31 protein-coding genes are annotated in these 26,787 nt (G+C 67.7%); 29 read left to right on the forward strand and 2 right to left on the reverse strand.

The features are described from left to right. Window positions 1-3: 3 nt before the first annotated feature. From K1177_RS02350 to K1177_RS02485, 29 genes are all read left to right on the forward strand, one after another. Window positions 4-459: a YcgN family cysteine cluster protein gene (locus K1177_RS02350; RefSeq protein ID WP_224701717.1), complete on the forward strand. Its 456-nt coding sequence runs from the start codon at window positions 4-6 to the stop codon at window positions 457-459. A 94-nt stretch (window positions 460-553) separates the two neighbouring features. Next, window positions 554-1,210 carry a diguanylate cyclase domain-containing protein gene (locus K1177_RS02355; protein WP_224701718.1) on the forward strand — a complete coding sequence of 219 codons (657 nt, stop codon included), beginning with the start codon at window positions 554-556 and terminating at the stop codon, window positions 1,208-1,210. Window positions 1,211-1,305: 95 nt separating this feature from the next. Continuing rightward, the gene (locus tag K1177_RS02360; RefSeq protein WP_224701719.1) at window positions 1,306-2,562 is read left to right on the forward strand and encodes an Hsp70 family protein; all 1,257 of its coding nucleotides are present in this window, start codon (window positions 1,306-1,308) and stop codon (window positions 2,560-2,562) included. A 120-nt stretch (window positions 2,563-2,682) separates the two neighbouring features. Further along, the gene (locus K1177_RS02365) at window positions 2,683-3,960 is read left to right on the forward strand and encodes a DUF2254 domain-containing protein (RefSeq protein WP_224701720.1); all 1,278 of its coding nucleotides are present in this window, start codon (window positions 2,683-2,685) and stop codon (window positions 3,958-3,960) included. Window positions 3,961-4,081: 121 nt separating this feature from the next. Beyond that, complete coding sequence (locus K1177_RS02370; protein ID WP_224701721.1) at window positions 4,082-4,534, forward strand: hypothetical protein; 453 nt, start codon at window positions 4,082-4,084, stop codon at window positions 4,532-4,534. 22 nt (window positions 4,535-4,556) lie between these two features. Continuing rightward, a complete protein-coding gene (locus K1177_RS02375) occupies window positions 4,557-5,771 on the forward strand; it encodes a DNA-packaging protein (RefSeq protein ID WP_224703673.1) in 1,215 nt (404 codons plus the stop codon). A gap of 41 nt (window positions 5,772-5,812) precedes the next feature. After that, window positions 5,813-6,964, forward strand: a complete 1,152-nt coding sequence (locus K1177_RS02380) for a phage portal protein (RefSeq protein ID WP_224701722.1) — start codon at window positions 5,813-5,815, stop codon at window positions 6,962-6,964. Window positions 6,965-7,329: 365 nt separating this feature from the next. Further along, window positions 7,330-7,662, forward strand: a complete 333-nt coding sequence (locus K1177_RS02385) for a hypothetical protein (protein WP_224701723.1) — start codon at window positions 7,330-7,332, stop codon at window positions 7,660-7,662. 62 nt (window positions 7,663-7,724) lie between these two features. Next, window positions 7,725-7,913 carry a hypothetical protein gene (locus K1177_RS02390; protein WP_224701724.1) on the forward strand — a complete coding sequence of 63 codons (189 nt, stop codon included), beginning with the start codon at window positions 7,725-7,727 and terminating at the stop codon, window positions 7,911-7,913. 4 nt (window positions 7,914-7,917) lie between these two features. Continuing rightward, window positions 7,918-8,046: a hypothetical protein gene (locus K1177_RS18325; RefSeq protein WP_263574750.1), complete on the forward strand. Its 129-nt coding sequence runs from the start codon at window positions 7,918-7,920 to the stop codon at window positions 8,044-8,046. Beyond that, window positions 8,046-8,531, forward strand: coding sequence for an HK97 family phage prohead protease (locus K1177_RS02395; RefSeq protein ID WP_224701725.1), 486 nt, complete (start codon window positions 8,046-8,048; stop codon window positions 8,529-8,531). Before K1177_RS18325 ends, K1177_RS02395 begins: the two co-directional genes overlap by 1 nt. Window positions 8,532-8,545: 14 nt before the next feature. Further along, on the forward strand, window positions 8,546-9,766 hold the full coding sequence (locus K1177_RS02400) for a phage major capsid protein (protein WP_224701726.1): 1,221 nt from the start codon (window positions 8,546-8,548) through the stop codon (window positions 9,764-9,766). 163 nt (window positions 9,767-9,929) lie between these two features. Then, window positions 9,930-10,496 carry a head-tail connector protein gene (locus K1177_RS02405; protein WP_224701727.1) on the forward strand — a complete coding sequence of 189 codons (567 nt, stop codon included), beginning with the start codon at window positions 9,930-9,932 and terminating at the stop codon, window positions 10,494-10,496. Then, a complete protein-coding gene (locus K1177_RS02410) occupies window positions 10,493-10,834 on the forward strand; it encodes a phage head closure protein (RefSeq protein ID WP_224701728.1) in 342 nt (113 codons plus the stop codon). Before K1177_RS02405 ends, K1177_RS02410 begins: the two co-directional genes overlap by 4 nt. A gap of 3 nt (window positions 10,835-10,837) precedes the next feature. Further along, window positions 10,838-11,236 (forward strand): DUF3168 domain-containing protein, encoded by a 399-nt coding sequence (locus tag K1177_RS02415; protein WP_224701729.1) that lies wholly within the window; start codon window positions 10,838-10,840, stop codon window positions 11,234-11,236. Window positions 11,237-11,273: 37 nt separating this feature from the next. Continuing rightward, window positions 11,274-11,687, forward strand: a complete 414-nt coding sequence (locus tag K1177_RS02420; RefSeq protein ID WP_224701730.1) for a phage major tail protein, TP901-1 family — start codon at window positions 11,274-11,276, stop codon at window positions 11,685-11,687. A 17-nt stretch (window positions 11,688-11,704) separates the two neighbouring features. Continuing rightward, window positions 11,705-12,019: a gene transfer agent family protein gene (locus K1177_RS02425; RefSeq protein ID WP_224701731.1), complete on the forward strand. Its 315-nt coding sequence runs from the start codon at window positions 11,705-11,707 to the stop codon at window positions 12,017-12,019. Continuing rightward, the gene (locus K1177_RS02430; RefSeq protein WP_224701732.1) at window positions 12,016-12,207 is read left to right on the forward strand and encodes a rcc01693 family protein; all 192 of its coding nucleotides are present in this window, start codon (window positions 12,016-12,018) and stop codon (window positions 12,205-12,207) included. The genes K1177_RS02425 and K1177_RS02430 overlap by 4 nt, the downstream gene beginning before the upstream one ends. Further along, window positions 12,197-12,745 (forward strand): phage tail tape measure protein, encoded by a 549-nt coding sequence (locus K1177_RS02435; protein WP_224701733.1) that lies wholly within the window; start codon window positions 12,197-12,199, stop codon window positions 12,743-12,745. The genes K1177_RS02430 and K1177_RS02435 overlap by 11 nt, the downstream gene beginning before the upstream one ends. Window positions 12,746-12,861: 116 nt before the next feature. Continuing rightward, window positions 12,862-13,482, forward strand: coding sequence for a DUF2460 domain-containing protein (locus tag K1177_RS02440; RefSeq protein ID WP_224701734.1), 621 nt, complete (start codon window positions 12,862-12,864; stop codon window positions 13,480-13,482). Continuing rightward, window positions 13,479-14,369 carry a DUF2163 domain-containing protein gene (locus K1177_RS02445; protein WP_224701735.1) on the forward strand — a complete coding sequence of 297 codons (891 nt, stop codon included), beginning with the start codon at window positions 13,479-13,481 and terminating at the stop codon, window positions 14,367-14,369. Before K1177_RS02440 ends, K1177_RS02445 begins: the two co-directional genes overlap by 4 nt. After that, on the forward strand, window positions 14,366-14,803 hold the full coding sequence (locus tag K1177_RS02450) for an NlpC/P60 family protein (protein ID WP_224701736.1): 438 nt from the start codon (window positions 14,366-14,368) through the stop codon (window positions 14,801-14,803). The genes K1177_RS02445 and K1177_RS02450 overlap by 4 nt, the downstream gene beginning before the upstream one ends. A gap of 12 nt (window positions 14,804-14,815) precedes the next feature. Continuing rightward, complete coding sequence (locus K1177_RS02455) at window positions 14,816-18,544, forward strand: baseplate multidomain protein megatron (protein ID WP_224701737.1); 3,729 nt, start codon at window positions 14,816-14,818, stop codon at window positions 18,542-18,544. Continuing rightward, the gene (locus K1177_RS02460; protein WP_224701738.1) at window positions 18,537-19,301 is read left to right on the forward strand and encodes a glycoside hydrolase family 108 protein; all 765 of its coding nucleotides are present in this window, start codon (window positions 18,537-18,539) and stop codon (window positions 19,299-19,301) included. Before K1177_RS02455 ends, K1177_RS02460 begins: the two co-directional genes overlap by 8 nt. A 123-nt stretch (window positions 19,302-19,424) precedes the next feature. Then, entirely contained in the window at window positions 19,425-19,715 is a 291-nt protein-coding gene (locus tag K1177_RS02465) for a PepSY domain-containing protein (RefSeq protein WP_224701739.1), read from the forward strand. A gap of 38 nt (window positions 19,716-19,753) precedes the next feature. Continuing rightward, window positions 19,754-20,413 (forward strand): response regulator transcription factor, encoded by a 660-nt coding sequence (locus K1177_RS02470; RefSeq protein ID WP_224701740.1) that lies wholly within the window; start codon window positions 19,754-19,756, stop codon window positions 20,411-20,413. Between the two features lie 53 nt (window positions 20,414-20,466). After that, window positions 20,467-21,840, forward strand: coding sequence for an ATP-binding protein (locus tag K1177_RS02475; protein WP_224701741.1), 1,374 nt, complete (start codon window positions 20,467-20,469; stop codon window positions 21,838-21,840). A gap of 58 nt (window positions 21,841-21,898) precedes the next feature. After that, window positions 21,899-22,378 carry a hypothetical protein gene (locus tag K1177_RS02480; RefSeq protein WP_224701742.1) on the forward strand — a complete coding sequence of 160 codons (480 nt, stop codon included), beginning with the start codon at window positions 21,899-21,901 and terminating at the stop codon, window positions 22,376-22,378. Window positions 22,379-22,466: 88 nt separating this feature from the next. Continuing rightward, window positions 22,467-23,684 (forward strand): hypothetical protein, encoded by a 1,218-nt coding sequence (locus K1177_RS02485; protein WP_224701743.1) that lies wholly within the window; start codon window positions 22,467-22,469, stop codon window positions 23,682-23,684. On the opposite strand, the gene K1177_RS02490 is transcribed toward K1177_RS02485, so the two are convergent. Further along, window positions 23,664-25,676 carry an FAD-dependent oxidoreductase gene (locus K1177_RS02490; protein ID WP_224701744.1) on the reverse strand — a complete coding sequence of 671 codons (2,013 nt, stop codon included), beginning with the start codon at window positions 25,674-25,676 and terminating at the stop codon, window positions 23,664-23,666. The two genes, K1177_RS02485 and K1177_RS02490, sit on opposite strands and share 21 nt — an antisense overlap. Next, window positions 25,673-26,743 carry a hypothetical protein gene (locus tag K1177_RS02495; protein ID WP_224701745.1) on the reverse strand — a complete coding sequence of 357 codons (1,071 nt, stop codon included), beginning with the start codon at window positions 26,741-26,743 and terminating at the stop codon, window positions 25,673-25,675. Before K1177_RS02495 ends, K1177_RS02490 begins: the two co-directional genes overlap by 4 nt. Window positions 26,744-26,787 lie beyond the last annotated feature (44 nt).

The following is a 26,787-nucleotide window of genomic DNA, read 5'->3' on the forward strand; positions in this document are numbered from 1 at the left end:
AAAATGGCCTTCTGGGAAGACAAGACGCTCGATCAAATGAGCGAGACCGAATGGGAGGCCCTGTGCGACGGCTGCGGCCGCTGCTGCCTGATCAAGCTTGAAGACGAGGACAGCGGCCAGATCATCACCTCCGATGTCAGGTGCAAGCTGCTGGACGGCGACACTTGCGCCTGCACCGACTATCCCGGGCGCCAGGCCAAGGTGCCCGACTGCATCAAGCTGACGCCGCAGAATGTCACCGAAATCGCCTGGATCCCCACCACCTGCGCCTATCGGCGGCTGGCCGAGGGCAAGGGCCTGGCCTGGTGGCATCCGCTGATCTCGGGCGACCCACAGACCGTGGTGGACGTGGGCGTATCGGTAACGGGCCGCACATTCCTCGAAACCGAGGTGGAGCCCGACACCTGGGAAACCCATGCGGTGGACTGGCCCGAATATGAGCCGCCCGACCGGCTCTAGCCGTCCAGCGCCCACAGTGGTTTACGGCTCATTAACCATCTTGTGTCCAGATCAGCGGGCAGACGGGCTGCGTAGGGCCTAGGATGGGCATCAGATGACCGATTATTCGCTGGCTAAGGACGCTGACGGTAACTTCTGGCTGCGGGTGCGCGAAGCGCTCGAAAACCTCCACCCCATGCGATCGGGCGCCAGCATGGGCTACAGGCAGGCGGCAATGGCCCGCGCCATGGGGCTCAAGCAGAAGCTGGGCGCCCAGATCGACGCCGAACTCGCCTCTGGCTGGGCCAGCGCCGCGGCGCGCCATGTCTCGCTGAGCCTGCTGGTCATCGAACTCGACCTGATGAACGAATATCTGGTTGCCTATGGCAAGGATGCCAGCGACGACTGCATTCAGGCAGTGACCGCTGCCCTGGTGCGCGGGCTGCCCCGCCCTGCCGACACCTGCCTGCGCCTGGGCGAATCCAGCTTTGTGGTGGTGCTGCCCGACATGCCGGTGCTGATGGCCCGCGCCACGGCCGCCAAATATCACGAGGCCATCCGCCACCTGGGCCTGCAGCACAAGGAAAGCCACGCGGGCCTGGTGACCGCCAGCATGGGCCTGGCGGTGAGCAATCCGCGCGGCACCTATGACCGCAAGTTCTTCGAGGCCGCCGCCGAGGCGGTCAAGAAGGCGCAGCGCAAGGGCCTGGGCCGTATCGAGACGGTGGACCTGCGCCCCGCCCAGGAACGCAAGCGCGCCCGCCGCGCCTGATCCTCTAGCCGGACAGGTTGCGTCCCGCGCCATGACCCCTTAAGAGAGCCGTCCCCCGTGGCGCCAGCGCGCCGGCTTTCCCATGGATGATCGGCATGACCCAAGCTTGCGGCCTCGACTTTGGCACGTCCAATTCCACCTTTGCCCGCGTGGGCGCCGACGGTACACCGCATCTGCTGGCGCTCGAGGACGGCAAGCCAACCATTCCCAGCGTGATCTTCTTCGGCTTTGAGGATGATTCCATCCATTTCGGCCGCGCCGCCGTGGCTGAATATGTCACTGGCGCCGATGGGCGGCTGATGCGCTCGCTCAAGAGCGTGCTGGGGACCGCGCTGATCGGCGACACCACCCGCGTCAAGGCGACCAGCTACGGCTTTCTGGAAATCCTGGGCCTGTTCATTGCCCAGCTCAAGCAACGCGCCGAAGCCGAATTGGGCCGCCGCGTCGACAGCGTCGTCTGTGGCCGGCCGGTGCATTTTGTCGATGACGATCCGGTGGCCGACGCGCAGGCGCAGGAGCAGCTGGCCGGGGCCGTACGGGCGCAGGGATTTGACCATGTCGACTTCCAGTTTGAGCCCATCGCCGCCGCCCTGGACTATGAGCGGCAGGTCTCGCGCGAGCGCCTGGCGCTGATCGTCGACCTGGGGGGCGGTACCTCGGACTTTTCGGTGGTGCGCGTCTCGCCCGAACGCGCCCGCGCCACCGACCGCGCCGCCGACATTCTCTCCACGGCCGGCGTGCACATCGGCGGCACCGACTTCGACCGCCTGCTGTCGATGACCAAGGTGATGCCCGAGCTGGGCCTGGGCAGCATGACCCGCGACGGCAAGCGGCACCTGCCGGTGGCGCCTTACTATGACCTGTCTACCTGGCACCGCATCAACCGGCTCTACAATGCCAAGGCGCTGCGCGACCTGCGCAGCACGCGCAACGAGGCGGAGCAGAGCGCCCGCGTCGAGACCATGATCGCGCTGATCGAGGATCGGCTCGGCCACCGCCTGGTTGGCGCGGTGGAAGCGGCCAAGATTGCCCTTTCCGACGCCGACAGCACACCCTTTGTGTTTCCGGTCCGCGACCAGACCATTGCCACCACCATGACGCTGGACGACTTGACCACGGCGCTGAACCAGTCGGTACAGCGCATCGAGGACACCATCGCCGAGACGCTGCGCCGCGCCGGGGTTGCTGTCGCCGATATCGACAGCCTGATCCTGACCGGTGGTTCCACCCAGGTGCCGGCCATCGCCAGGCGGCTGGAGGCCATGTTCCCGCAAGCCGAGCTGATCCGCACCGACGTTCTGGGCAGCGTGGGCCTGGGCCTGGCCATGGATGCCCGCCGCAAGTTTGGCTGACGGACCCAGGGACGCAGCGGCGCAGATGGCGCCAATCAGCGCCGCAGCGCTGGCAATTGCGGGCAAATTGGACAAGTGTCTTTCTTTGCCCGCCCGCCCAGGCGGGCGCAAGGAGTTGCGATGAGCCAGATTGCCTTTCAGTTGCGCCAGTTTGCCCAGCGCATGTGGTTCCTGCCGGCCGCCTTTTCGGCAGTCGCCGTGGCCAGTATCGCCATCGCCTATGTGCTGGCCCAGTTTGCGCCGGATTCACTGCCCTTCACGGTGCCTTCAAGCGGGCTGATGTCGATCCTGACCATTCTGGCATCGAGCCTGCTGACGGTGGCGGTCTTTGCGCTTTCCACCATGGTCAGCGCGCTGGTCAGTGCGTCTTCGGCGACGACGCCGCGGGCCGTGCCGCTGATCATCGGCGACCGCAGCGCCCAGACTTCGATCTCGGTGTTCATCGGCGCTTTCCTGTTCTCGGTGGTGGGTATCATCGGCCTGTCCTCGGGCATCTATAGCGAGGCGGGGCGGCTGTTCCTGTTCGCGGTGACGCTGGCAGTCCTGTTGCTGGTGGTGACGGCGCTGATCCGCTGGATCGGCCAGATCTCGGCCATTGGCCGGGTCGGCCACACCATTGACCGCGTGGAGAAGGCGGCGCGCGATGCCTTCAAGACACTGTCCGCCCATCCCTGCTTTGACTGCGTGGAGCAGGTGGTGGCGCCCGAGGGCATGGCGATCCCAGCCAGGGACGTGGGCTATGTGCAGCATTTCGATGCGGGCGTGTTGCAGCGCATTGCCGAGGAACACGACCTCAAAGTCGGCGTGATGGCCCGGCCGGGCGCCTATGTCGGCCCCGACCGCCCGTTGCTGCGCGTCAGCGGCGTGGTGCCGGATGAGGCGGTGGATGCGCTGCTGGGCGCCTTTGTGCTGGGCGACAGCCGGACATTCTTCAGCGACCCGCGCTTCGGCCTGGTGGTGCTGGGCGAAATCGCCAGCAAGGCGCTGTCGCCGGGCATCAATGACCCGGGCACGGCCATCGACGTGATCGGCACGCTGGTGCGCGTCCTGGTGACCCGGCCGCCCGAGGCCGATTCAGACCCCGATGGCGACGGCAAGCCGCGCTATGACCGGGTGAGCGTCGCCCCGCTCGATCCGGCCGACCTGATCCATGACGGCTTCCGCCCCATCGCCCGGGACGGCGCCGGCACCATTGAGGTGGTGCTGCGCCTGCTGGTGGCGCTGCGCATGATCGCGGCGGCCAATCCCATGCTGGAAGAGCCGGCCATGGCGATGGCCCGGGACGCTGCTGCCCGCGCCCGGCAGGCCCTGACGGCCGAGAGCGACCTGGCAGTGCTTGAAGAAGCATCGGACTTTGCCCGGGAAACAAAGGCCAGGCCGCGCAAGACCGCCAAATAGCCGCCCGCCGACGCCACTCAATCTATGCAACAAATCCCCGCGTGACGGAGGCGTGTTAGGTTTGAGGCATAGTCGGAGAACTGGGTAAGGCGGCAGTGGCCGCAGCGGCAGCGAGACAGCCATGCTGGAAGAGACGTCAACCGACACCGTGGACTGGGAGGCGGTGCGGCGGGACTATGAGCAGGACAATGGCCGGGTGGTCGACATTTACGCCCGCTACGGCGTGACGGCAGCGCAGCTGCGCTATCGCCGCGAAACCCAGAACTGGAAGCCGCGCCACGACTGGAGCCAGCGCGTTGCGCCCATGATCAACCGCATGCTGCGTGTGCTGGACGACCAGGTGCGGCAATTGGAGACGATCATGAACCCTAAGCAAGACGACGCCGACAACAGCCGGCCCGAGGCACGGCTGGACCGGAACGCGGCGCTGCTCGGCACCATGTCCCGCACGCTGGAGAAGCTGATCGAGCTCGACACGGCGCAGCGGGCGAACCGGCCGACGCAGAACAAGCAGACCAGCGACATCCGCAACAAACTGGTTGCCCGCATTGAACAGCTCAAGCAGCAGAATTAAGGACCCCGACATCGCCCTGGCGATGGCCCTCGACGCGCGCGACCTCGACAAGCTCTATTTCGACTGGCTGACCTGGGCCGAGCCGGCGCAGTTGCCGCCCGCAGGCGACTGGACCACCTGGCTGATGATCGGTGGCCGCGGCGCCGGAAAAACACGGGCCGGCGCCGAATGGGTGCGCCGTCTGGCCATGGACGGCGTCACGCCCATCGCGCTGGTGGGCCAGACCATGACCGAAGCACTGGCCGTTATGGTGTGCGGGCCGAGTGGCCTGCTCAGCGTCCATCCCAAGGCAGAGATGCCGGTGCTGCGCGACAAGACGCTGACCTGGCCCAATGGCGTGACGGCCAGCGTCCTTTCGGCCAGCAATCCGGAGGGCTTTCGCGGCCCGCAGTTCGCGGCCGCGTGGTCTGACGAAATCGGCAAATGGCCTCAGGCGGAAGCGGCCTGGGACATGCTGCAATTCGGCCTGCGCCTGGGCAAGCGGCCGCGCCAGATGGCGACGACCACGCCGCGGCCGACCAGGCTGATCCGGCGGCTGCTGGACGATCCGCAAACCGCAGTGACGCGGCAGCGCACTGACCAGAACCGCTTTCTGGCACGGGGATTTCTGGAGCGCGTCGTCGAGCGCTATCGCGGCACCGTGCTGGGCCGGCAGGAGCTGGACGGCGAATTGATCGATGACGACCCGGGCGCGCTGTGGCAGCGGGGCATGTTCATGCCCTTTGCCGGCGGCGAGACGGGGCGCGTGATCGTGGCCGTGGACCCACCGGTGACCGGCACGGCGCGGTCCGATGCCTGTGGCATTGTCGTGGCCGCGCGGGTGGGCGAGGGCGCGGTGGTGCTGGAGGATTGTACGCTCAAGCCTGCGGCGCCGTTGGCCTGGGCGCGGCGCGCCGTGGCGGCCTTTCACGCCCACAAGGCTGACGCCATCGTCGCCGAGGTCAACCAGGGCGGCGATCTGGTCAAGGCGGTGATCGCGCAGGTGGACCCCAGCGTGCCGGTGCGCGCCGTGCATGCCAATCGCGGCAAATGGCTGCGCGCCGAACCGGTGGCGGCGCTCTATGCCCGGGGGCTGGTGCGCCATGTCCCTGGCCTCGTGGCGCTCGAAGACGAAATGTGCAGCTTTGGCGCCGACGGCCGCAGCGACGGCCATTCGCCCGACCGCGTCGATGCGCTGGTGTGGGCGCTGACCGAACTGCTGCTCAACCAGAATATGCCCAGGGTGCGCGGGCTTTAGGGCAGGGCGCCAGGCTCGACCGAGAACAGGAAAACAACACCATGCCGAACTGGATCAACCGCCTGCTTGGCGGGCGGGACAATGCGCCGGCTGAACGCAAGGCTTTTGCCGGGCATACGCTGTTCAGCCTCAGCCAATTGGGTGCGGCCAATTGGAGCCAGCGTGGCTTTGCCAGCCTCGCCGGCGAGGGTTTTGGGCGCAATCCGGTGGTCTATCGCTGCGTGCGGCTGATCGCCGAAACCGCCAATCGCGTGCCGATGGTGGTGGCCGAGAATGGTCGGCGCCTCGACAGCCACCCGCTGGCGACCCTGTTGGCGCGGCCCAATGGGCGGCAATCGGGCGGGGAACTGCTCGAGGCGGTCTATGCCTATCTGCAGACGGCGGGCAATGCCTATCTGCAGGCCGGGGTGGTCGATGGGACGGTGCGCGGGCTGTTCTGCCTGCGGCCCGACCGCATGAAAGTGGTGGCCGGCAGCGATGGCTGGCCGATGGCCTATGACTATACCGCCGGCGGGCGGACGCTGCGTCTGCGCCAGGACTTGAGCCCGGTGCCCAGCGTGCTGCACATGGCGCTGTTTCATCCGCTCGACGACCACTATGGCATGGCCCCGCTGGAGGCGGCGCAGACCAGTCTGGATATCCACAATGCCTCGGCGCAATGGAACAAGGCGCTGCTCGACAATGCGGCGCGGCCAAGCGGCGCCCTGGTCTATTCGGCCGGGCAGAACCTGACCGAGGATCAGTTCACCCGGCTCAAGCAGGAGCTGGAAGCCAGCTTTTCGGGCGCGGCCAATGCCGGGCGGCCCATGGTGCTCGAAGGCGGGCTGGACTGGAAGGCGCTGGCGCTGACGCCGCGCGACATGGATTTCATCGAGGCCCGCCATGCCGCCGCGCGCGACATCGCCCTGGCCTTCGGCGTGCCGCCCATGCTGCTGGGCCTGCCGGGCGACAACACCTATGCCAATCTGGCCGAGGCCCATCGGGCGCTGTGGCGCCAGACACTGATCCCCCTGGTGATCCGTGTGGCGGAGGAGCTGAGCAATTGGCTGGCCCCGGCCTTTGAGGGCGCAACGCTGGTGCCCGATTTCGACGGCGTCGAGGCCCTGGCCGAAGATCGCGCGGCGCTGTGGAGCCGGGTGGGCGGGGCGGCGTTTTTGAGCGACGCGGAGAAGCGGGCGATGTTGGGGATTTGAGGGAATGGGCAGGTTACTGGAGGCGAGGGTCGGTTTTTCCGATCTGCGGCTGAGTTTCGCGCAGCGGCGATTTGCCGACGCACTCAATGCCTTGGCTTGCAAATATCGCTCCGATCAGCCGAGAACACCACGAGGAACGCCGGAAGGAGGGCGGTGGACAAGCGCGGATGAAGGGCAACTCGGTGAACGGATCAGGACTGCCCTGGGTGCCGTACTTGTCGGTCAGCGCGTTGGCGTTGGCGACGCAGGGTTAGTCAGGCATTGTATTTACGTGGACGCGCTTGGTCGGCAAATCACCATTGAGGTGAACGCGATGGTCTCCTGCAGGCCAACATGGCCCGCCGCGCCACTCTAGGGGTGTAGAGATGATCCTGATCACAAACATCTCGCTGACCGAACGGGCGGCACCCCACTTCCGTCGGAAGCGTCTGGCTTTCAGGGCTGATCCGGGCGAGGTCTTCGCACTGGTTTGGGTCTCAAACCACGCCGATGCCGATGGGACACCCGTGCCGGGATTTGAACCCGGCTACATGTGCGGGCCTGTCTATTCTCAAGGCCTCGCCTCGCCGTGGGCTTTGGCGCAGCTGCCGGATGGATCGCAGTTTTACTTCATGCCGCGGTTCACCTGGAGCGCTCAAGAACACTATCTCGTCGATAGGCAGGGCACGCTGTTTTCGATAGCAGCTGCGACAGGCTGATAGCACATAGCGCCTGGCTGAAAGCCGGCCCTCGGCGGGCTTTTCTTTTTCCGGAGGGTCTCATGGACGACCTCACACGCACCGTCATCGAGCGTGGCGACCTGGCGCATCTCGCGCTCTTCCTGTGGGCCAGCGGTGCCAGCGCGCTTTTGGTGTGGGCGCTGCGGGAGATGGCCAGGGTGAATCAACACTTCAACGACTTCGTGCGGGAGATCGCCGCTTTGAATCGCCTTTTCCGGAAAGAGGACTAAGCTCATGGCAAACAAGAGCAATCGCGAGACGGCGCAGCAGACGTTCCGTCAGTTCGCCTGGAATCTGGCCGGCACGCTGGCCCAGCCCAAGACGAGCACGCCAACGCCCGGCAAGCCGGGCGGCAAGCGCTGATGGCGCCGACCAAAGGGCGCATTCCGCTCGATGCCGACGGGCGCTTTTCCGGCTATGCCAGCGTGTTCAATCGCCGCGATGACGGCGGCGACGTGGTGATGCCGGGGGCCTTTGCCCGCAGCCTTGCCCGTCGGCGCAACCGCATCCGCATGTTGTTCCAGCATGACCCCAAGGAGCCGGTGGGCATCTGGGACAGCCTGGTCGAAGATGGGCATGGCCTGTTCGTCGCCGGCCATCTGGTGCCCGGCGTCGAACGCGCCGATGCGCTGCGGCGGCTGATCGGCGAGGGGGCCCTGGACGGCCTGTCCATCGGCTTTCGCACCGTGCGGGCGACCAAGGCCAATGGCCTGCGCCAGCTCTGGCAGATCGACCTCTATGAAATCTCCATCGTGACTTTTCCCATGCTCGAGGACGCGCGCATCGCGCGCCCCGACCTGGCGACCGGCGCCGCCATTGCGGCCGCCACCCAATCCATCCGCAACTGACAGGACAGACCCTGATGACCACCAGCAGTGATGGCCTTGAAACCAAGGCCGGCGCAGGGGGCGATATTGCCGCTCTCTTCGCCGAGTTCTCGACCGCCTTTGAAGAGTTCAAGGCCACCAATGACCAGCGCCTGGGCGAGCTGGAAAAGCGCGGCAGCGCCGATGGGCTGCTGGAGGGCAAGCTCGACCGGCTCAACGCCGTGCTCGACAGCAACAAGGCGGCCATGGACCGCGCGCTGATCGACCGCGCCCGCCCGCAGCTCGACGGCAAGGGTGCCCCGACCGACAGCGAGCACAAGGCGGCCTTTTCGGCCTATGTGAAGCGCGGCGAGGAAAAGGCGCTCTCGATCGGCGTCAATGCCGATGGCGGCTATGTGGTGCCCCCCGAGACCGAGACGGAAATTACCCGGCTGATGACGGTGCTCTCGCCCATCCGCGCCATTGCCGGCGTACGTCAGGTGTCGGGCGCGGTCTATAAGCGCCCCATTTCGGTGACCGGGCCGGCGGTGGGCTGGGTGGGCGAGACGGCGGCGCGGCCGATCACGGCGTCCCAGACGCTGGCCGAGCTGAGCTACCCCACCATGGAGCTCTATGCCATGCCGGCCGCGACCTCGGCCTTTCTCGATGATGCGGCCGTGGACGTGGGCCAGTGGATCGCCGACGAGGTCAATGCCGCTTTTGCCGCGCAGGAGACCACGGCCTTTGTCACCGGCAATGGCGTCAACAAGCCCAATGGCTTCCTGGCGGCGACGGCTGTGGCCGAGGCGAGCTGGAGCTGGGGGAACCTCGGCTATATCGCCACCGGCGCGGCCGGGGCGCTGCCGACCAATAATGCCAGCGACGTGCTGATCGATCTGGTCTATGCGCTCAAGGCCGGCTATCGCCAGAACGCCAGCTGGGTGATGAACCGCAAGGTGCAGGGCGCCGTGCGCAAACTCAAGGACGCCGACGGCAACTACCTCTGGCAGCCCGCGGCCACGGCCGATGGCAAGGCGCGGCTGATGGGCTTTGACCTGGTCGAGGCCGAGGACATGCCCAATATCGCCGCCAACTCGCTGTCGATCGCCTTCGGCGACTTCCGCCGCGGCTATCTGATCGTCGACCGCCAGGGCGTGAGCGTGCTGCGCGACCCCTTCAGCGCCAAGCCCTATGTGCTGTTCTACACCACCAAGCGCGTCGGCGGCGGCATTGCAGACTATGACGCGATCAAGCTCCTCAAGTTCGCCGTCTCTTGAGGTCCGTGAGCCTGGCCATCTGAAGCGGAGGCCCTGTGCTCCGGTGCTCACGTACTCACAGTACGCTCCGCTCCGGTGCGCGGGCCTCCACTCCATCTGACTCAGGCTGACGGACCTCACATCGCGGCGCCGTGCCCCCAACAGAGAGCCGAAAGGCAGAACCATGATTTCCTATCTTCTGGCGGGACCCGCGCAGGAGCCGGTTTCGCTTGCCGAGGCCAGGGCCTTTCTCAAGGTGGATGACAGTGCCGAGGACGGGCTGATCACCACGCTCATCGGCGCGGCGCGATTGCATATCGAGGGCGTGACCGGGCGGGCGCTGCTGGCGCAGGACTGGCGGGTCGTGCTCGACGCCTGGCCGGACAACCGCCATGTGCGGCTGCCGGTCGGGCCGCTGCTCAATGTCATCGCCATCACCGCCTATGACGATGCCGGGGCGGGCCACGCCGTGCCGCTGGCGCAATTTCTGCGCGAGCCCGAGGCGCTGGTGCTGCCGGCGGCAGTCGCCGGCATGCCGGCGCTGCGCGAGCGGCAGGGGCTAGAGATCGACTATCGGGCCGGCTTCGGGACGGACGCCGATGACGTGCCGCAGGATATCCGCCAGGCCATGCTGGTCCTGCTCGGCTATTGGTTCGAGCACCGTGACGCGGTGATCGTGGCGGGGTCGGGCGCCGTGATGCCATCGGGGTTTGACCGGCTGGTGGCCGGCTACAAGCGGGTGCGGCTATGAGCGAGGAACGCCCGCCCATCGGCAGTATGACCGACCGCGTGGCGCTCAAGCGCCGCGAAATGGTGAGCCAGCCCGAAGGCGGTCATGTGGCGCTGTTCGTGCCGCTGGCCAGCGCTTGGGCGCGGGTGCGCTCGCTGCGCGGGCGGCAGGGCACCAGCGCCGACGGCCGCGCGGTGGAAATCTCGCACGCGGTGGTGCTGCGCTTTCGCAGCGACATCGCCCCTGGCGACCGCATCGTCTATCGCGACCGCGCTCTCGATGTGGTGAGCGCGGCAGACCTCGACGGGCGGCGGGCTTTCCTGAGCTGCGCCTGCAGCGAAACCAGCTTCACGGGGTAGGCCATGCATCCCATTGCGCTTGTGCAGACGGCGCTGGTGGCAGCGCTCAAGGCTGATCCGGCGCTGCTGGCCATCACCGGACCCGACGGCGTGTTCGACGCGGCGCCGCGCGACCGGCCGCCGCCCTATGTGGTGATCGCCCGCCATGACCTCTTGCCGCACGATGGCGACGCCACGCCTGGCTTTGAGCATCGGCTGCTGCTGGCCTGCTGGGGCGACCAGCCCAGCCGCAAGCGGGCGCTGGACATGGCCGAGCGCGTGGTGGCGCTGGCCCTGACGCTGAACGCGCCGGGGCTGGTGCTGAGCCACATCGACCATGTGCGCACCGAAAGCGGGATCGACGCCGACACCGGGCTGGCGAGGGCCGCCGTGAGCCTGCGGATGTTCAGCGAGGCAGGCTAGCGGCCGGCCATCAAACTCAATCACAGGGGACACAACCATGGCCGCCCAAAGCGGACGCAACATGCTGCTCAAGCTCGACCAGAGCGGGGCGGGCAGCTTTCTCACCGTGGCCGGCCTGCGCACGCGGAGCCTCGCCTTCAACGCCGCCAGCGTCGACACCACCGACCAGGAAAGCGCCGGGCGCTGGCGCGAATTGCTGGCCGGCGGCGGCGTCAAGCGCGCCTCGGTCTCGGGCAGCGGCGTGTTCAAGGACGCGGCGTCGGATGCGCAGATCCGCGCGCTGTTCTTTGCCGGCACCATCCGCAACTGGCAGCTGATCCTGCCCGATTTCGGCGTGGTCGAAGGGCCATTCCAGATCGTGGCGCTGGAATTTGCCGCCGACCATGCCGGGGAAGTGACCTTCGAGCTGGCGCTGGAAAGCGCCGGCGAACTCGGCTTTGCCGCCATCTGACAGAAAGGGACTGATCCATGGCCATTGCACACCGGGGCGAGATCGACGCCACCATTGGCGGCGAGGTGATGACGCTGTGCCTGACGCTGGGCGCGCTGGCGGAGCTCGAAAGCCGGCTGGAGGCCGGGGATCTGGTGGGGCTGGCCGAACGCTTCAGCGCCGGACGCATCTCGGCCCGAGACCTCACGGCAATCCTGGGCGCCGGACTGCGCGGCGGTGGCCACGCCATCACCGATGACGATCTGGCGCGGCTGAGCATCGAGGGCGGGCTCAAGGGTGCCGCCGAGATCGCCGTGCGCCTGCTCAAGGCGAGCTTTGGAGAGGCGGCATGACGCCCTTTCCCTGGACTGACGCCATGCGCTTTGGCCTGGGCGTGCTGCGCCTGCCGCCCGAGCAGTTCTGGCGCATGACGCCGCGCGAGCTGGCGGCGGCCTGGGGCGCGCTGATGGGTGACCGGGCCTGGCCGCTGGAGCGGCGCGATCTCGATGGACTGATGGAGCGCTTTCCCGATGGCCGGTGAACTGTTTCCCGACGGGTTCCGCGACGAGCTGGGCAGCGTGGCCAGCGAGCTCGATCGCATCGGCGACCTCGCCAATGGCGTGGCGCGCAGCATTTCGACGGCGTTTCGCGGCGCGCTCACCGAGGGCAAGTCATTCAAGTCGCTGCTGGGCGACATTGCCCGCAGCTTTGCCGATCTTGCGCTCAAGGCGGCGGTCAAGCCGCTGGGCGATCTGCTCGGCGGGCTGGTGGGGCAACTCTTCACCGCCACCAATCCGGCGCTGGGCAGCGTGACGCCCTTTGCCAAGGGCGGTGTGATCGCCACGCCGCGCTATTTTCCGCATGGCGGGGGCCTCGGCCTGATGGGCGAGGCGGGGCCCGAGGCGGTGTTGCCATTGCAACGCGGCGCGGATGGGCGGCTGGGCGTGGGCGGCGGGAACGGTGCGGTCAACGTCACGTTCAATGTCACTGCCAGCGACGCGCGCAGCTTTGCTGCCTCCGAAGCCGACCTCAGCGCCATGCTGTTGCGGGCCGTTCGGCGCGGCACGCGCGGGAGTTGAGGCAATGGGGTGGGCGACGTCGGGGATACATCCAACGACCCCCACCCCCGACCCCTCCCCTCAAGGGGGAGGGGAGGCAGACTGCATGACCGGTGCTCTATCCAAAGGACTCCAACATGGCCTTTCATGCCATTCGCTTTCCGCTCGATATTGCGCTGGGGGCGCGGGGTGGGCCAGAGCGGCGCACCGATGTGGTGACGCTGGCGGGCGGCGGCGAGCAGCGCAATGGGCGCTGGCAGCACAGCCGCCGCCGCTACAACGCCGGCTATGGCGTCAAGTCGCGGGCCGACATGGCGGTCGTGCTGGCGTTTTTCGAGGAGCGACGCGGGCGGCTGCATGGTTTCTTGTGGCGCGACGGGCTCGACCATTCGAGCGGCGGGCCGGTGCCGCTGCCGACCGACCAGCTGATCGGCACCGGCGACGGCAGCCGCACCAGTTTCCAGCTCATCAAGCGCTATGGCGCCAGCTTCGACCCCTATCTGCGCCCGATCAGCAAGCCGGTGGCGGGTTCGGTGCGGGTGGCCGTCGCGGGCGTGGAGCGGACGAGCGGCTGGAGTGTCAGCAGTACGACGGGTGTCATCAGCTTTGCCGTTCCGCCCGCCAGCGGCGCGGCGGTCACGGCGGGCTTTCTGTTCGACGTGCCGGTGCGCTTTGACACCGACCGGCTCGATGTGGAGCTAACCAGCTTTGACGGCGCCGAGGCGCCCAGCATTCCCCTGGTGGAGATCCTGCCATGAGACAGCTCGACCCCGGCCTTGCCGGCCATCTGGCGCAGGGCGAAACGACGCTGTGCCATTGCTGGCGGCTGACGCGGCGCGACGGACTGGTGCTGGGCTTCACAGACCATGACGGGACGCTGAGCTTTGATGGCACCAGTTTCTCGCCTGCCAATGGGCTCGATGGTGGCACGGTGCCGGCGCGGCTGGGCAGCCAGGTCGATACCGCCGAGGTTCTGGGCGTGCTCGACGCCGAGGCGATCAGCGAAGACGATATTCTGCTCGGGCGCTATGACGGCGCGGCAGTCGAGACCTGGCGGGTGAACTGGGCCAATGTGAGTCAGCGCTTGCTGCTGCGGCGCGACAGCATTGGCGAGATCGCCCGCGAAGATGGCGTGTTCCGCGCCGAACTGCGCTCGGCCCAGCAGGGGCTCAACGCCACCCATGGCCGCATCTACCAGAGCCTGTGTGATGCGCGGCTGGGCGACAGCCGATGCGGGGTGAGCCTCGCCAGCAGCACATGGCGCGGCACGGCAACCGTCGTGGCGGTAGACGGCCCCTATCGGGTTCAAGTGAGCGGGCTGGGTGGCTACGAAGCCGGATGGTTTGCCTTCGGTAGCGCGGCCTGGGCGAGTGGGCAAAGAGCCGGCCTGCGGGACGGCGTGCTGAGCCATGGACGCAGCGGCGGCAATGACATGCTGGGCTTTGCCCTGCGCGTCGGCGACTGGGTGGCGCTGGGCGATACGCTTGAGGTTACAGCCGGCTGCGACCGACGGTTCGAGACCTGCAAGGCCAAGTTCGGCAATGCCGTCAACTTCCGCGGCTTTCCGCATATTCCGGGCAGTGACTATGTGCTGCGCCATCCACGCAATGGCGACGCGCTGGACGGCAAGGCGGTGGTGCCATGATGGCCGAGGGGGTGGTCGCGGCGGCGCGGACCTTTCTCGGCACGCCTTATCGGCATCAGGCGGCGACGGCCGGGGCCGGCTGCGATTGCCTGGGCCTGCTGCGCGGCGTGTGGCGCGCGCTTTATGGCGATGAACCCGGGCCGGTGCCGCCCTATCGCGCGGATCGGCGTGACCCCGACAATGCCGGCGCTCTGGCGGACGCCGCTGCGCGTTTTCTGCAGCCCACCGAGGCGCCGCTGGCGGCGGGGCAGGTGGTGCTGTTTCGCATCGGCTGCGATGCCGGGCCGCGCCATTGCGCGGTTCTGGTCAGCCCGACGCGCTTCATCCATGCCCAGGAGCATCTGGGCGTGGTCGAGGCCAATCTGACCGAGGGCTGGGCAAAGCGCATCTGGGGACGGTTCAGCTTTCCCGACCGGGCCGGACGGCCCGACTGACAAGGATATTCCATGGCAACTCTTGCTCTGTCGCTGGCCGGCCAGGCCGTGGGAGGCCTCGTGGGCGGACCCATCGGCGCCACCATCGGGCGGGCGCTCGGCGCCCTGGCCGGCAGCGCCATCGACAATGCGATTTTTGGCGAGACACCGCAGAATGCCCCGGCCGATATCCGCCTGCAGGGCTCAAGCGAGGGCGGCGCGGTGCCCCGGCTCTATGGCTGGAGCCGGCTGGCGGGCAATATCATCTGGGCGCGCGAGCTCGAACGGCTCGGCGGCGACAGCGCCGGTGCCAAGGGCATGGGGCAGAGCGAGGCCGACGAGGTCGGCGCCAGCTTTGCCGTGGCCTTTTGCGAGGGCGAGGTGCATCGCCTCGGGCGCATCTGGGCCGATGGGCAGTTGCTCGACACCAGCGGGCTGACGCTGCGCTTTTATCGCGGCACGCAGACACAATTGCCCGACGGGCTGATCGAGGCGACGCAGGGCGTGGCGCCGGCCTATCGCGGGCTGTGTTACCTGGTGGTCGAGAACCTGCCATTGAGCCGTTTCGGCAACCGCATTCCGCAGCTCAGCGTTGAGCTCTGTCGCGTGGTGGGGGAACTCGAGCCGCAGATCCGCGCGGTGACGCTGATCCCCGGCGCCACCGAATTCGGCTATGATCCCACGCCGCGCCTGCGGCTGCTGGGGCCGGGCGCCAGCACGGGCGAGAACATCCATGTGCCGGGCGGCGGCAGCGACTGGAGCTGGTCCATCGACGAGCTGACGGCGCTCTGCCCCAATCTGCGCCATGTGGCGCTGGTGGTGGCCTGGTTTGGCGACGATCTGCGCTGCGGCCAGTGCCAGATCACGCCACGCGTCGAAGGCGCGGTGCGGCCGATGCACGACACCGATTGGTCGGTGATGGGGCTAGGGCGGGGCGATGTGCCGGTGGTGACCAGCCATGCCGGCGGCGCGGCCTATGGCGGCACGCCATCGGACCATGCGGTGCGCGCGGCCATCGCCGATCTCAAGGCGCGCGGCCTCAGCGTAACGCTCTATCCCCTGATCATGATGGATATAGCGGCGGGAAACAGCCTGCCCAATCCCTATGGCGGAACGGGCCAGCCGGCCTATCCCTGGCGCGGCCGCATCACTTGCGACCTGGCGCCCGGCCTGCCGGGTTCGCCGCATCTGAGCGGGGCAGCCAGCAGCCAGGTGGCCAGCTTTGCCGCGCGTTATCGCAGCATGGTGCTGCACTATGCCGGGCTGGCGTCCAGCGTCGGGGGCGTCGACGCCTTCATCATTGGCAGCGAAATGGTGGCGCTGACGGGCGTGCGAGGGCCGGGCACCAGCTTTCCCTTTGTCGACGCATTGGTGGGACTGGCGAGCGAGGTGCGGAGCATCGTGGGCGCGGCGACCCGGCTGACCTATGCGGCGGACTGGAGCGAATATTCCGGCGTGCAGGCGGGCGGCGAGAAGTTCTTCCATCTTGATCCCCTCTGGGCCAGCCCGGCGATCGATGCCGTGGGCATCGATAATTACATGCCGCTGGCGGACTGGCGCGACGGCACCGGGCATCTGGATGCCGAGAACGCGGCCAGTCCCTATGGGCCGGACTATCTGCGCGCCAATATCGCGGGTGGCGAGGGCTTTGACTGGTACTACGCCAGCGACGCCGACCGGCAGGCGCAAAACCGCACGGCGATCACCGATGGCGCCTATGGCGAGCCCTGGGTGTGGCGCTACAAGGACATTCGCAACTGGTGGAGCCAGCCGCATCATGACCGGCCCGGTGGCGTGCGCAATGCATCTCCGACAGCCTGGGTACCGGGCAGCAAGCCGATCTGGTTCACGGAGCTGGGCTGCGGCGCCGTCGACAAGGGCGCCAACCAGCCCAATATCTTTGGTGACCCCAAGAGCGCCGAAAGCGGGCGGCCGTATTTTTCCTCGGGCCTGCCGGACCCGCTGATGCAGCGACAAGTGCTGCGGGCGCACCAGGCCTATTGGCGCGATGGTGCGCACAATCCGCCAGGCATGGTGGATGTCGATCGGCTCTATCTGTGGAGCTGGGACGCGCGGCCCTATCCCGCCTTTCCGGCCCGGCTGGACGTCTGGTCAGACGGGATCAACCACCGCGCCGGCCATTGGTTGACCGGGCGGCTGGGCGGGCTGGCGAGCGATGAGCTGGCACTGGCCATCGCCGCCGAACATGGCGTGACTCTCAAGGCCGAGCCGGCTTTGCCCTTTGTGTCGGGCTATGCGCTGAACGCGGTGGGCACGGCACGGGCGGCGCTGGAACCGTTGCTGGCGGCGACCGGGCAGAGCATGGCCAACAGCAGCGACGGGCTGTGGCTGGCGCGACCGCGCCCGACCACTGCGCTGACCGTAGCGCCCGAGCATTTGGCAGAGGACGAGGGGCCGGTGCTGGCGCGCAAGCGCAGCGACCCCGCCGAAGTGCCGGGGCGGCTTGCGCTGAGCTTTATCGACCGCGAGCGTGACTATCTCGGCGGTGCGGTGACGGCGCTGGCGCTGGAGGAGGGGCCGCTGGCGACGGAGACCCTGCCGCTGGTGCTGGACGGCACGGCAGCGCGGCTGGCGGCGGAACGCCTGCTCGACGCCCAGGGCGGGCGGATCGAGACACTTGACGTTGCCTTGCCACCAAACGCCCTGAAACTGGAGCCGGGTGACTTGATCGGTATCGCCGGGCTGACCGGCGGCCCGTTCGAAATCACCGACATCCGCGACGGCGCCACGCGCCGCATCAGCGCGCGCAGCCTGCCGCGCGATGGTGCCGTGGCCAGTGCGCCGGACCGGCCTGTCGCCGGTGGCGCGGGGATCAAGCTGCCCAGCGTGCCCATCGTACTGGCGGCGCATTTGCCGCCGCTGCCCGATGACCCGGTGCGGTCGCGGCTGGTGGTCGGTGGCCATGCCAATCCCTGGCCTGGCGCGCTGCAACTGGCCGACAGTGCGACCGGCGCCAATCTGCTGACGCTGGAGCGCGGCGCTGTGCTGGGGGAGACGGCGACGGCCCTGGGGGCTGGACCACATGCCCTATGGGATCGTGGACCTGGCTTTGACGTCCTCCTCTATGCCGGCCATCTCGCATCGGTGACGCCAGAGGCGACACTGGCCGGGAGCAATCGGCTGGCGGTCGAGACCGATGCCGGGGGCTGGGAGGTGATCGGCTTTGCCCAAGCCACGCTGGTGGCGCCGGGGCGCTATCGGCTGACGCAATTGCTGCGCGGGCTGGACGGCAGTGGACCGGCGATGGGGACAATTGCCGCCGGCCGTCGCGTCATGCTGCTCGATAGTCGTGCGGCCAGCCTGCCGCTGGCGGCGGACTGGCTGGGCGAGACGCGGAGCCTGCGCGTCTATGCCGGCAGCGACGATATGGCCGGCGCGGCGCTGGAGATCGCTTTGGACGCCAACCCGGCGCTACCGCTGCCACCGGTGCACCTGCGGGCGCGACGGCTGGCAGGGGGCGACATCGGACTAAGCTGGCAACGCTGCAGCCGCGCCGATGGCGCCGGCTGGGGGCTGCTCGATGTGCCGCTGGAGCACAGTCCGGAGCGCTATACCCTGAGTATTGAAAGTGCCGGGCTGACCCTGCGGACGCTGGAATTGACGGCGTCGTCGGCACTCTACCCGCTGGCCGACCAGACCAGCGATTTCGGCGGTCCGGCGACCGCCTTTGACTTCGCCGTGGCCCAGATCAGCGCCGTGCTGGGGGCGGGCCATGTTGCAACGGGAGCCTTCCATGGCTGATGCGCGCTTTGAGGCCTGCCTTGCGATCGTGCTGGACCATGAAGGCGGCTATGCCGATCATCCCGCCGATCCCGGTGGGGCGACCAATCTGGGCATCACCCGCCGGACGCTGGCCGATTGGCGGCAGGTGTCGCCCTGGACGGACTTGCCCAAGAGCGAGGTGCGGGCTTTGCAGCGGCCAGAGGCGGCGCACATCTATCGCGCGCTCTATTGGCAGCGTTGTCGCGGCGATGAGATGCCAGCGGGCCTCGATCTCGCGCTGTTCGACTTCGCCGTCAACTCGGGGCCCGACCGCGCAATCCGTCAGTTGCAGCGTCTGCTCGGCGTGGCAGCGGATGGACAGATCGGCCCGATCACGCTTGCGGCTATCGCCAAGCGCAACACCGGGCCGGCCCTGGCAGGCCTGATTGCCGGCCTCTGCGATGCAAGGCTGCGCTTTCTCAAACAGCTCAGGGGCTTTGCCACCTTCGGCAAGGGCTGGACGCGGCGGGTCGCCGCCATTCGGTCGGCGGCGCTGGCCGCGTCCGGCAGTTCCCCGCTGTCACCATCACCACGCAATGGGAGGTCCAGCTTGGACATTCTGAACGGCTACAAGACCTATATCACCGCCATCCTGATGCTGCTGGCCGGGCTCGCCCAGGCCTTTGGCATCGATCTGCCCGTGCTCGAGGGCGGCTCGGCGGGACAGATGATCATGGAGGCGCTGGCCCTGATCTTCCTGCGTCAGGGCATCAGGGCAGACAGCGGGCGGGCGTGAGCGCCAGCCGGAGTTGCAATGCGCCGCGCTCTGGACGATAGTCCGCGCGGCGTCCGTTGGCGGCGCCCGCTCGGGCCTGCCCCATTCATGTCCCATTCAGTTTCAGCGTCATAGTGTGGGCCCATGAAAACCACGATTCCACACTTCTCAGCACCCATCGCTCTGGCCCTTGTATTGGCGCTGGCCGGCGGCACTGTCGCGCAGGCGGAATGCCTCGACAACCGCCAGATCCAGGAGGCCGTGTCGTCGGGCCAGATCATGTCGCTGGCGGACGTGCTGGCCGCCGCCGGCATCGATGGCAGCGCGCAGGTGCTCAATGTCGCCGTTTGTGACGAAGGTGGTCGACTCGTCTATAAGATCGGCGTGCTGACCGCCTCGGGCGAAGCAGAAAACCTGGTGCTGGCCGCGCAATAGCGCGTCCGCACATCCGGAAGTGGTTCGGGGAGCCGCCGATGCGCATACTTGTCGTCGAGGACGATACCAACCTCAATCGCCAGCTCAAGGATGCGCTGACCGAGGCCGGCTACGCCGTCGACGTCGCCTTTGACGGCGAGGAAGGCCATTTCCTGGGCGACACCGAGCCCTATGACGCAGTGGTGCTCGATATCGGCCTGCCGCAGATGGATGGGCTGAGCGTGCTCGAAGAATGGCGCCGCGCCGGCAAGACCATGCCGGTGCTGCTGCTGACCGCCCGCGACCGCTGGAGCGACAAGGTGCAGGGCATTGACGCCGGCGCCGACGACTATGTCGCCAAGCCGTTTCACATGGAAGAAGTGCTGGCGCGTATCCGCGCCCTGGTGCGCCGCGCAGCGGGCCTTGCCTCCAACGAGATCGTCGCCGGATCGGTGCGCCTCGATGCGCGATCGGGCAAGGTCACGGTCGATGGCCAGTCGGTGAAGCTGACCAGCCATGAACTGCGCCTCTTGAGCTATCTGATGCATCACAAGGGCAAGGTGATCTCGCGTACCGAGCTGACCGAGCACCTCTATGACCAGGATTTCGACCGCGACAGCAACACCATTGAGGTGTTCGTCGGTCGGCTTCGCAAGAAGCTGCCGGATGACTGTATCCAGACCGTGCGCGGGCTGGGCTACCAGATCGCGGAAGACTGATGTGCTGACCGCGCAACAGCCCAAGGTTCAACCGCACAATCGTCGGATGGGGCATGCGTAAGGGCTCTATCGCCGCATCCTTGTTCTGGCTGTCGGCCGGCTGGCTGATCGTGGCGCTGGTCGCCACCGGCTTCCTTTTGACCGATCTCTATTCGCGCGCGCTCGATACCTCGCTATCCGAAACACTGGACTTTCATCTTGAAAGCCTGGTCGGCGCGCTGCTCGAAACCACCGACCCCACCAGCCCCGATATTGCCCTGACCGATCCGCGCTTCGGGCGCCCGCGATCGGGCTGGTATTGGGCCATCCGCGACAGCGATGGCGTGCTCTACAATCTCTCGTCCTCAGTGGTCGGGATCAACCTACCCGATATCACCAGCGCGGCCGACGGCATGGGCCGCCGCACCGCCGTCATGGCAGACGCCTTCGGCACGCAGATGCGCATGGTGGAGCGCACGGTGACCATTGCCCCCAAGTCCTACCAGATCGTGGTGACGGGCAATCTCAGCGAAATCCTTGAACTTGTCGGGGACTTCCGCGGCCAGGCCTTCATCGTGCTGGGCGCAGTGGGCGTGATGCTGGCAGTGATGAGCGCCATGGTGGCCCGCTTTGCCATGCGCCCCATCGCCCGGCTCAGCCAGGCCATCGAAAGCGTGCGCTCGGGCGACAGCGCCGACGTCACCGGCACCTATCCGCGCGAAATTGCGCCGCTGGCCGAAGAGGTCAACGAGCTGCTGCGCTCCAACACCCAGATCATCGAGCGGGCGCGCAATCAGGTGGGCAATCTCGCCCATGGCCTCAAGACACCCATCGCCGTGTTGCGCAACGAGGCGGGCGCCAACAAGGGACCTTTGGCCGATGTGGTGATCGACCAGACCGGCAAGATGAGCACCATCGTGGCCACCTATCTTGATCGGGCGCGCATGGCCGCGCGCACCTCGGTGGTCGGCAAGAAGGCCGACGCCGGCATGGTGCTGACCCGGCTGGTGCGCGTGATGCGCAAGATCCACGCCCAGACCGAGATCGGCTGGGCCGAGCCACCCAAGACCTTGCCCTGGTTCCGTGGCGACGAGGCCGACCTTGAGGAAATGGCGGGCAATCTGCTCGACAACGCCTGCAAGTGGTCGCGCGGTGTGGTCAATGTCGAACTGGCCGCCCAGAGCATCGACAATGTCACCATGCTGGTGCTGCGCATCCATGACAACGGCCCCGGCCTGAGCGAGGACGACGCCAATAAAGTGTTGCGCCGCGGTGTCAGGCTGGACGAGAAAACGCCCGGCAGCGGCTTGGGGCTCGATATCGTCAAGGAACTGGTGGATGTTTATGGCGGCAAGCTGGCGCTCAAACGGTCCGGGCTGGGCGGTTTGCTGGCCGAACTGAGCCTGCCATCAGCCCGTATGTCGCCCACGACCAGACCAATGACGTGACGCACTTTTGCCGCATTGCGCCAACATGACCGTTCCAGACACGCAGAGACAAAAACAGATGAACCGCTTCGCCATTATCGCCGCCCCGCTGCTCGCCCTGACCCTGGCCGGGTGCTCGAGCACCGGCTCGACACGGGTGGTGCAGCAGGCCCCGGTTGTCGTCACCGCTCCGGTGATGAACACGCCGCTGGTCGCCAGCCCCGCCCAGACCACACAGCAGGCCCTTGCCACCACCAATGTGGCCAACGGCTTTGTCGACAGCGCCGCCCTGGCCCTGATGACCCCCGCCGATTCGGCCGAGGCCAACAGCGCCCAGTTCTATGCGCTGCAGTTTGGCCGCCCCGGCGCCCCGCGCGCCTGGACCGGAACCAAGGGCACCACCGGCTCCGTCGCCGTCGGCCCCTATGTGCGCGTGAACAATCTCGATTGCCGCGACTTCACCCACACCGTGAAGGTCAACGGCCAGGAGTTCGTCAAGAAGGGCACGGCCTGCCGCGAGCAGAACGGCAACTGGGCCGTCGAGAAGTCCGCCGCCTGACCCATCCGGGTCGGCCCGCAAGCATAAACATTATTTACCATCGTGCGTTAGGGTCTGAGGAGTATTGCTTCCCAGACCCCCAGCATTGATGTCCCAAGCTGCCAACCGTCCTGACGATCACGACACAGCGCCACGTCCTACGGCCCGGACAGGCCGGGTAGCGATCAAGCCCTTTGCCGGCCTGATCGAGGCCGTGGTGGTCGATGAGCCGGTGACATTCAGTTTCCCCGGTTCGGTGTCGCGCACCTCGGCCATGGCTGGCTGGACCTGGATCTATCGCGACCTTTGCAGTGACATCATCGCGGCAGACGACGTGCTCGAAGGTCGACTGACGCCGACTGCGCTCGAGCCGCTGCTCCCCCAGATCATGACGCGCATCAAGGAAGGGCTGTCCGTCGCGGACGCCAGCCCGGATTCGCGCATGCGCCTGCGGGCGATGCTGGGCAGCGACGAGGCCCGCGACGCCCTGCCGGTGATGCTGGCGGCGCTGCGCGCCCGCCATCTGCTGGCCAAGGCCCAGGCCTTCGGCAAGGCCGTGAACACCATTGGCGACGACAATGCCCTCGGCGTGGCGCTGCAATCCATGCCACTTCAGGATCCGCCGCTGGCGGCGCTGCTGTTCCATGCCGCCATGGGGCAGGTGATCAATCCCACCCGCCTGGTGACGACGATCATCAAGCTCTCTGGCAATGCCAACGAGACATCCGTGGCCCGCAACGGCTTCGGACCGCTGGTCGACGCCATGCTGGCCCATGCGCAGAACCAGTTGCACCTGTTGCAGCCGGGCGGCGCCTTTGCCGATGTGGACCTGATCTGCCGGGCGCTGGAGCGCTTCCATCGCTTGGTGCGCGCGCTGACCGGATATATGGAGTTCGAGCGCGGCAGCCGCTGGGCTCAGGTGCTCGCGGCGCTGACCAAGCAGGTCTCCGAACGCATCGAGCCGCGTCTGCGCGAAGTGGTTCCCGACATCAATTTTGCCCTGCGCCGGGGCCGCGAAGGCAGCATTGACCGGCTGGACAATGACCGCATCCTGGCGGCCATCAACGGCGTCTATCTGCTGGCGACCGTGCGCGAATGCCGCGATTCCATGGCCCTGAACGCCACCTTCGACCAGGCCTGGGGCCAGTCCGCCGAAGCTCTGGAAATGCATCTGCAGCGCAATCTCGACCTGCTGCGCGCCAACCCCGCCGACCAGGTGGTGGGTGCCCGCATCGATGCTGCGATCAAGATGGCCGAAGTGCGCTTCAACCCCGAATATGCCGAGACGCTGCGGCGCGCCCGCGCCTCAGCCGAGCGCCGCGTCTGACGCCGCGCCATAGGCGCTGACCAGATGCACGGGCGTGCTGCGCCCGTTCTCGCGTAGCCCCAGCACCCGGCCGACCTCGCCATAACCCTCGTCCACCAGCGCAATCGCCATCTCCCGATCGGCACGCACGACAACGCCGATAGCGGCAAAGGGGTCCCGCTGGTCCTGATCGGGCTGCAGCAGCGCGCCGACGTCGAACTGACGTCCATCCGGGCTGGCCAGGGTCCAGAGCGTCGGCCTTGGACCGAAGCGGCCGGCAAGGAAATCGGGGACCAGCGGCGCAGTGGTGTCGGTGGTCGCCGATGGTGCGTCCTCCCGACCGATGGTGACCATGGCAACACGCTCGCGCGCCACTACGCCGGCGCTAATCGGCGGCACATGGCCGAGCTGCACGCGGGCGGCAACATCCGCTACGGCCAGCGGCTCCAACATGGCCGTTGCGACCGGACGGCCTCGTCGCACCAGTCTGGACAGCATGCCCTTTGGTTCAGGCGGCGCGCGCCGGCTCAAGCGCTGGCCGCCATCAAGAAAGGCCGGAGCCGGGCCGGCATCGGCCGCCGCAACCGGCGTGGGCGCGTCCGGTGTTTCGTAGATCGGGTCGAGCAGGTGTTCGGCTATGGCGACCCGCTTGTGGTCGAGGAGCTGTGCAACAGCGTCGGTGCCGCTGTCCAGGCACGCCTGGCGGCTGAGCCAACCCGCCGCGCTGCCGGCGAGAACAATCCCGTCAACCTGACCCAGCGGCGCCAGCCGGGCGGGCTCGGCCTCCCATTGGCTGGCGCCGCCGGCCATGTGCCAAAGCGTCAGCTCCGGTTGCCAGCCGCCGCACAGCACCAGGCGCTCGGCGCCCAGCGCACCGTCCTGCAAGGCGCCGCCGGTGGTCAACTGCGGCAGCAGGTCTAGCCCCGTTCCGCCGCGTGCGGGCTGTGCAGCCGCAATGATCGAGCCGGTGGTCTGGGTGATGCCATAGGCGCGGGAAAATTCGATGAAGCGCGATTGCGGCCGCGGGCGGCTGTCGATGATGCGCCGTGTATCAACGCCGGCATCATTGGCTAGCATGGCCAGGCGGTAGGCGGCATTGCTGCCCGTGGCAAAGACAGCCGAGTGGCCCGGCCAGACCGCATAGTGATGCGCCAGCGCAAAGGCCTCCAGCGTGCCGACGGTGCCGGGCAGGCGATTGCCGGCAAAGATTGGCAGTCGTTCCACCGTCCCGGTCGCCAGGACGATGGCGCGCGCGGTCAAGTCCACCACGCTGGCGCTGACAATGCCGTCGTCCACCGTGGTAATGTGGGCCCGCACGATGCCGGTGCGGGCCGCAAACACCTCCGCATGGCACATGACGGTAATGGCGTCGCTGGCAGCGATCTCGTCGCGCATGCGGGTAATTGTGGCGTCCGGCGTATCCTCGCCGTCGAGCGTGCCGAAAAGGCGGCTATGTCCGCCCAGGACGGGAGCCGACTCCAGAACAATGACGCTCAGCCCTGCCTTGGCCCCGGCCAGCGCGGCGACCATGCCGGCGACGCCACCGCCCACCACGATCAGCTCGGCATGGGGACCGGCAGCGCCGGGCAGGGTGCGCCAGGGCATCGGCAGGCCATGTTGGGCGTCGAGCCGCAGGCCAAGCGAGCGGGCAGGGCGCAGCAGGCGCGCCAGCCGACCGCTGCGCAGGCGGCTGTCATCAGGCCCGATCGTGACATAGTCGGCGCCGTCCTGTGCGGGTGTGCGTGCCATGGCCAGCGGCCGCTGCGGACCTCGCCCGCGCGATGCCGACGCGATGGCTGGCGCAAAGCGCTCGGTCAGGGCCAGCGGACCGTCGTCGCGTTGCCCGGTTGTGTAGATGCCGGCCGCCAACACGGCGCTCAACACCGTGTCGCCCGCAAAGCCGGCAATGATCCGCCCATCGAGGCGGAACTGCAGCGGACGGCTGCGATTGATGGCGGCGCCGGAAAAGGCGCCGGCCTTGGCGGCGTCGAGCCGCGCGGGTTGAGCCATCATGCAGCAGCCCCCAGGTCGCGCACGCTTGGGCTGGCGTCGTCGCGCCGGCGATTGACCAGATGTGCCCCCATCCAGGCGGCTTCGTCGGGCGTTGCAGCGCCGCAGAGCCAGCGGGCGACCGCAGGGGCCAGAAAGGCGCCGATGCTGCCAAAGCCGGCCAGCACATCGGCGCCGGTACCGCCGAGACGTCCGACAGCCGGCGCCCCATCGCGCGTGGCGATGCGGCCATAATCGGATTGCCCGGCCTGTTCGAAGCGGTGGTCTTCCCCGATCAGGGCCGCCAGGTGCCGCGCCGTCGTGCCCGTGGCCCCTGGGCCGAAGGCCACCAGCGCGCCGCCGGCCTGTTGCTGCACCCACAGACCCGTGTCCAGATCGTGCAGCACCGGCGCCGCCAGCGGCGCGACCGGTCCGGTGAGCACGGTGCTTGCCGCCTGGCGCACGAAAAGCTCCGGCCATTGCGCCGGCGGCAGATGTGCGAGGAGAGCCATATCGTCCGCCAGAATGGTCTGGCCAACCGCGACCTCAGTGTCGGCATGCCGGGCCAGACCACTGCCATCGGCATGGATGGTGAGGCTTTCGTCCTGCGCCAGCCGCAGCACGCCCTGGCGTTGCAGCCAGTCGTCAACGGCGGCCTCGGCGGACGTCAGTTGCAGCAGGATGGCATCGCGCAGCAGCACCCCGGCGGTGCCCTCTGACAGCGCCTTGCCGCGATAGGGCTCGGCGGCAAGGCCGAAGGCCGATGTCATGTGACGCACATGGCCAAGCGCCGCCTGGCCGGCAGCGCTGCGGGCCAGCACCAGCGGATCAAGCCGGCTTGCTGCGCCGCGCTTGCCGATCCGAGTGGCCAGCCGGTGCACTTCGGGCACGGTATCGCCCAGCAGCGCCCAGGTCTGCGGCCGTGTGATGGCGCCGACGGACAGGTCGAGATGGCGGGGCAACCCATAACCGGCGTGGCTTTCGCCCTGCAGCAGGACCGTGCGCCCATGCGTTCCCGCCAGCAGGCCGGCAAGCAGGCGGGCCTGCGGGGTTGCCCCCACTATGGCGAAATCGACACGGGTCTGGCTCATGCGGCAGCCGGGGCCTGTGGCAATGCGTCCCCCTCAATGCGCCG

This window comes from Devosia aquimaris (genome assembly GCF_020169335.1).
GTDB classification, from domain to species: domain Bacteria; phylum Pseudomonadota; class Alphaproteobacteria; order Rhizobiales; family Devosiaceae; genus Devosia; species Devosia aquimaris.

Coding starts and splice junctions, on each gene's coding strand:
- K1177_RS02455 (WP_224701737.1), top strand. CDS start 14,816: ATGGCAACTCTTGCTCTGTCGCTGGCCGGCCAGGCCGTGGGAGGCCTC.
- K1177_RS02370 (WP_224701721.1), top strand. CDS start 4,082: ATGCTGGAAGAGACGTCAACCGACACCGTGGACTGGGAGGCGGTGCGG.
- K1177_RS02450 (WP_224701736.1), top strand. CDS start 14,366: ATGATGGCCGAGGGGGTGGTCGCGGCGGCGCGGACCTTTCTCGGCACG.
- K1177_RS02360 (WP_224701719.1), top strand. CDS start 1,306: ATGACCCAAGCTTGCGGCCTCGACTTTGGCACGTCCAATTCCACCTTT.
- K1177_RS02480 (WP_224701742.1), top strand. CDS start 21,899: ATGAACCGCTTCGCCATTATCGCCGCCCCGCTGCTCGCCCTGACCCTG.
- K1177_RS02350 (WP_224701717.1), top strand. CDS start 4: ATGGCCTTCTGGGAAGACAAGACGCTCGATCAAATGAGCGAGACCGAA.
- K1177_RS02460 (WP_224701738.1), top strand. CDS start 18,537: ATGGCTGATGCGCGCTTTGAGGCCTGCCTTGCGATCGTGCTGGACCAT.
- K1177_RS02405 (WP_224701727.1), top strand. CDS start 9,930: ATGATTTCCTATCTTCTGGCGGGACCCGCGCAGGAGCCGGTTTCGCTT.
- K1177_RS02410 (WP_224701728.1), top strand. CDS start 10,493: ATGAGCGAGGAACGCCCGCCCATCGGCAGTATGACCGACCGCGTGGCG.
- K1177_RS18325 (WP_263574750.1), top strand. CDS start 7,918: ATGGCAAACAAGAGCAATCGCGAGACGGCGCAGCAGACGTTCCGTCAG.
- K1177_RS02440 (WP_224701734.1), top strand. CDS start 12,862: ATGGCCTTTCATGCCATTCGCTTTCCGCTCGATATTGCGCTGGGGGCG.
- K1177_RS02495 (WP_224701745.1), bottom strand. CDS start 26,743: ATGAGCCAGACCCGTGTCGATTTCGCCATAGTGGGGGCAACCCCGCAG.
- K1177_RS02430 (WP_224701732.1), top strand. CDS start 12,016: ATGACGCCCTTTCCCTGGACTGACGCCATGCGCTTTGGCCTGGGCGTG.
- K1177_RS02400 (WP_224701726.1), top strand. CDS start 8,546: ATGACCACCAGCAGTGATGGCCTTGAAACCAAGGCCGGCGCAGGGGGC.
- K1177_RS02470 (WP_224701740.1), top strand. CDS start 19,754: ATGCGCATACTTGTCGTCGAGGACGATACCAACCTCAATCGCCAGCTC.
- K1177_RS02465 (WP_224701739.1), top strand. CDS start 19,425: ATGAAAACCACGATTCCACACTTCTCAGCACCCATCGCTCTGGCCCTT.
- K1177_RS02485 (WP_224701743.1), top strand. CDS start 22,467: ATGTCCCAAGCTGCCAACCGTCCTGACGATCACGACACAGCGCCACGT.
- K1177_RS02435 (WP_224701733.1), top strand. CDS start 12,197: ATGGCCGGTGAACTGTTTCCCGACGGGTTCCGCGACGAGCTGGGCAGC.
- K1177_RS02445 (WP_224701735.1), top strand. CDS start 13,479: ATGAGACAGCTCGACCCCGGCCTTGCCGGCCATCTGGCGCAGGGCGAA.
- K1177_RS02395 (WP_224701725.1), top strand. CDS start 8,046: ATGGCGCCGACCAAAGGGCGCATTCCGCTCGATGCCGACGGGCGCTTT.
- K1177_RS02415 (WP_224701729.1), top strand. CDS start 10,838: ATGCATCCCATTGCGCTTGTGCAGACGGCGCTGGTGGCAGCGCTCAAG.
- K1177_RS02475 (WP_224701741.1), top strand. CDS start 20,467: ATGCGTAAGGGCTCTATCGCCGCATCCTTGTTCTGGCTGTCGGCCGGC.
- K1177_RS02375 (WP_224703673.1), top strand. CDS start 4,557: ATGGCCCTCGACGCGCGCGACCTCGACAAGCTCTATTTCGACTGGCTG.
- K1177_RS02385 (WP_224701723.1), top strand. CDS start 7,330: ATGATCCTGATCACAAACATCTCGCTGACCGAACGGGCGGCACCCCAC.
- K1177_RS02365 (WP_224701720.1), top strand. CDS start 2,683: ATGAGCCAGATTGCCTTTCAGTTGCGCCAGTTTGCCCAGCGCATGTGG.
- K1177_RS02420 (WP_224701730.1), top strand. CDS start 11,274: ATGGCCGCCCAAAGCGGACGCAACATGCTGCTCAAGCTCGACCAGAGC.
- K1177_RS02355 (WP_224701718.1), top strand. CDS start 554: ATGACCGATTATTCGCTGGCTAAGGACGCTGACGGTAACTTCTGGCTG.
- K1177_RS02380 (WP_224701722.1), top strand. CDS start 5,813: ATGCCGAACTGGATCAACCGCCTGCTTGGCGGGCGGGACAATGCGCCG.
- K1177_RS02490 (WP_224701744.1), bottom strand. CDS start 25,676: ATGATGGCTCAACCCGCGCGGCTCGACGCCGCCAAGGCCGGCGCCTTT.
- K1177_RS02425 (WP_224701731.1), top strand. CDS start 11,705: ATGGCCATTGCACACCGGGGCGAGATCGACGCCACCATTGGCGGCGAG.
- K1177_RS02390 (WP_224701724.1), top strand. CDS start 7,725: ATGGACGACCTCACACGCACCGTCATCGAGCGTGGCGACCTGGCGCAT.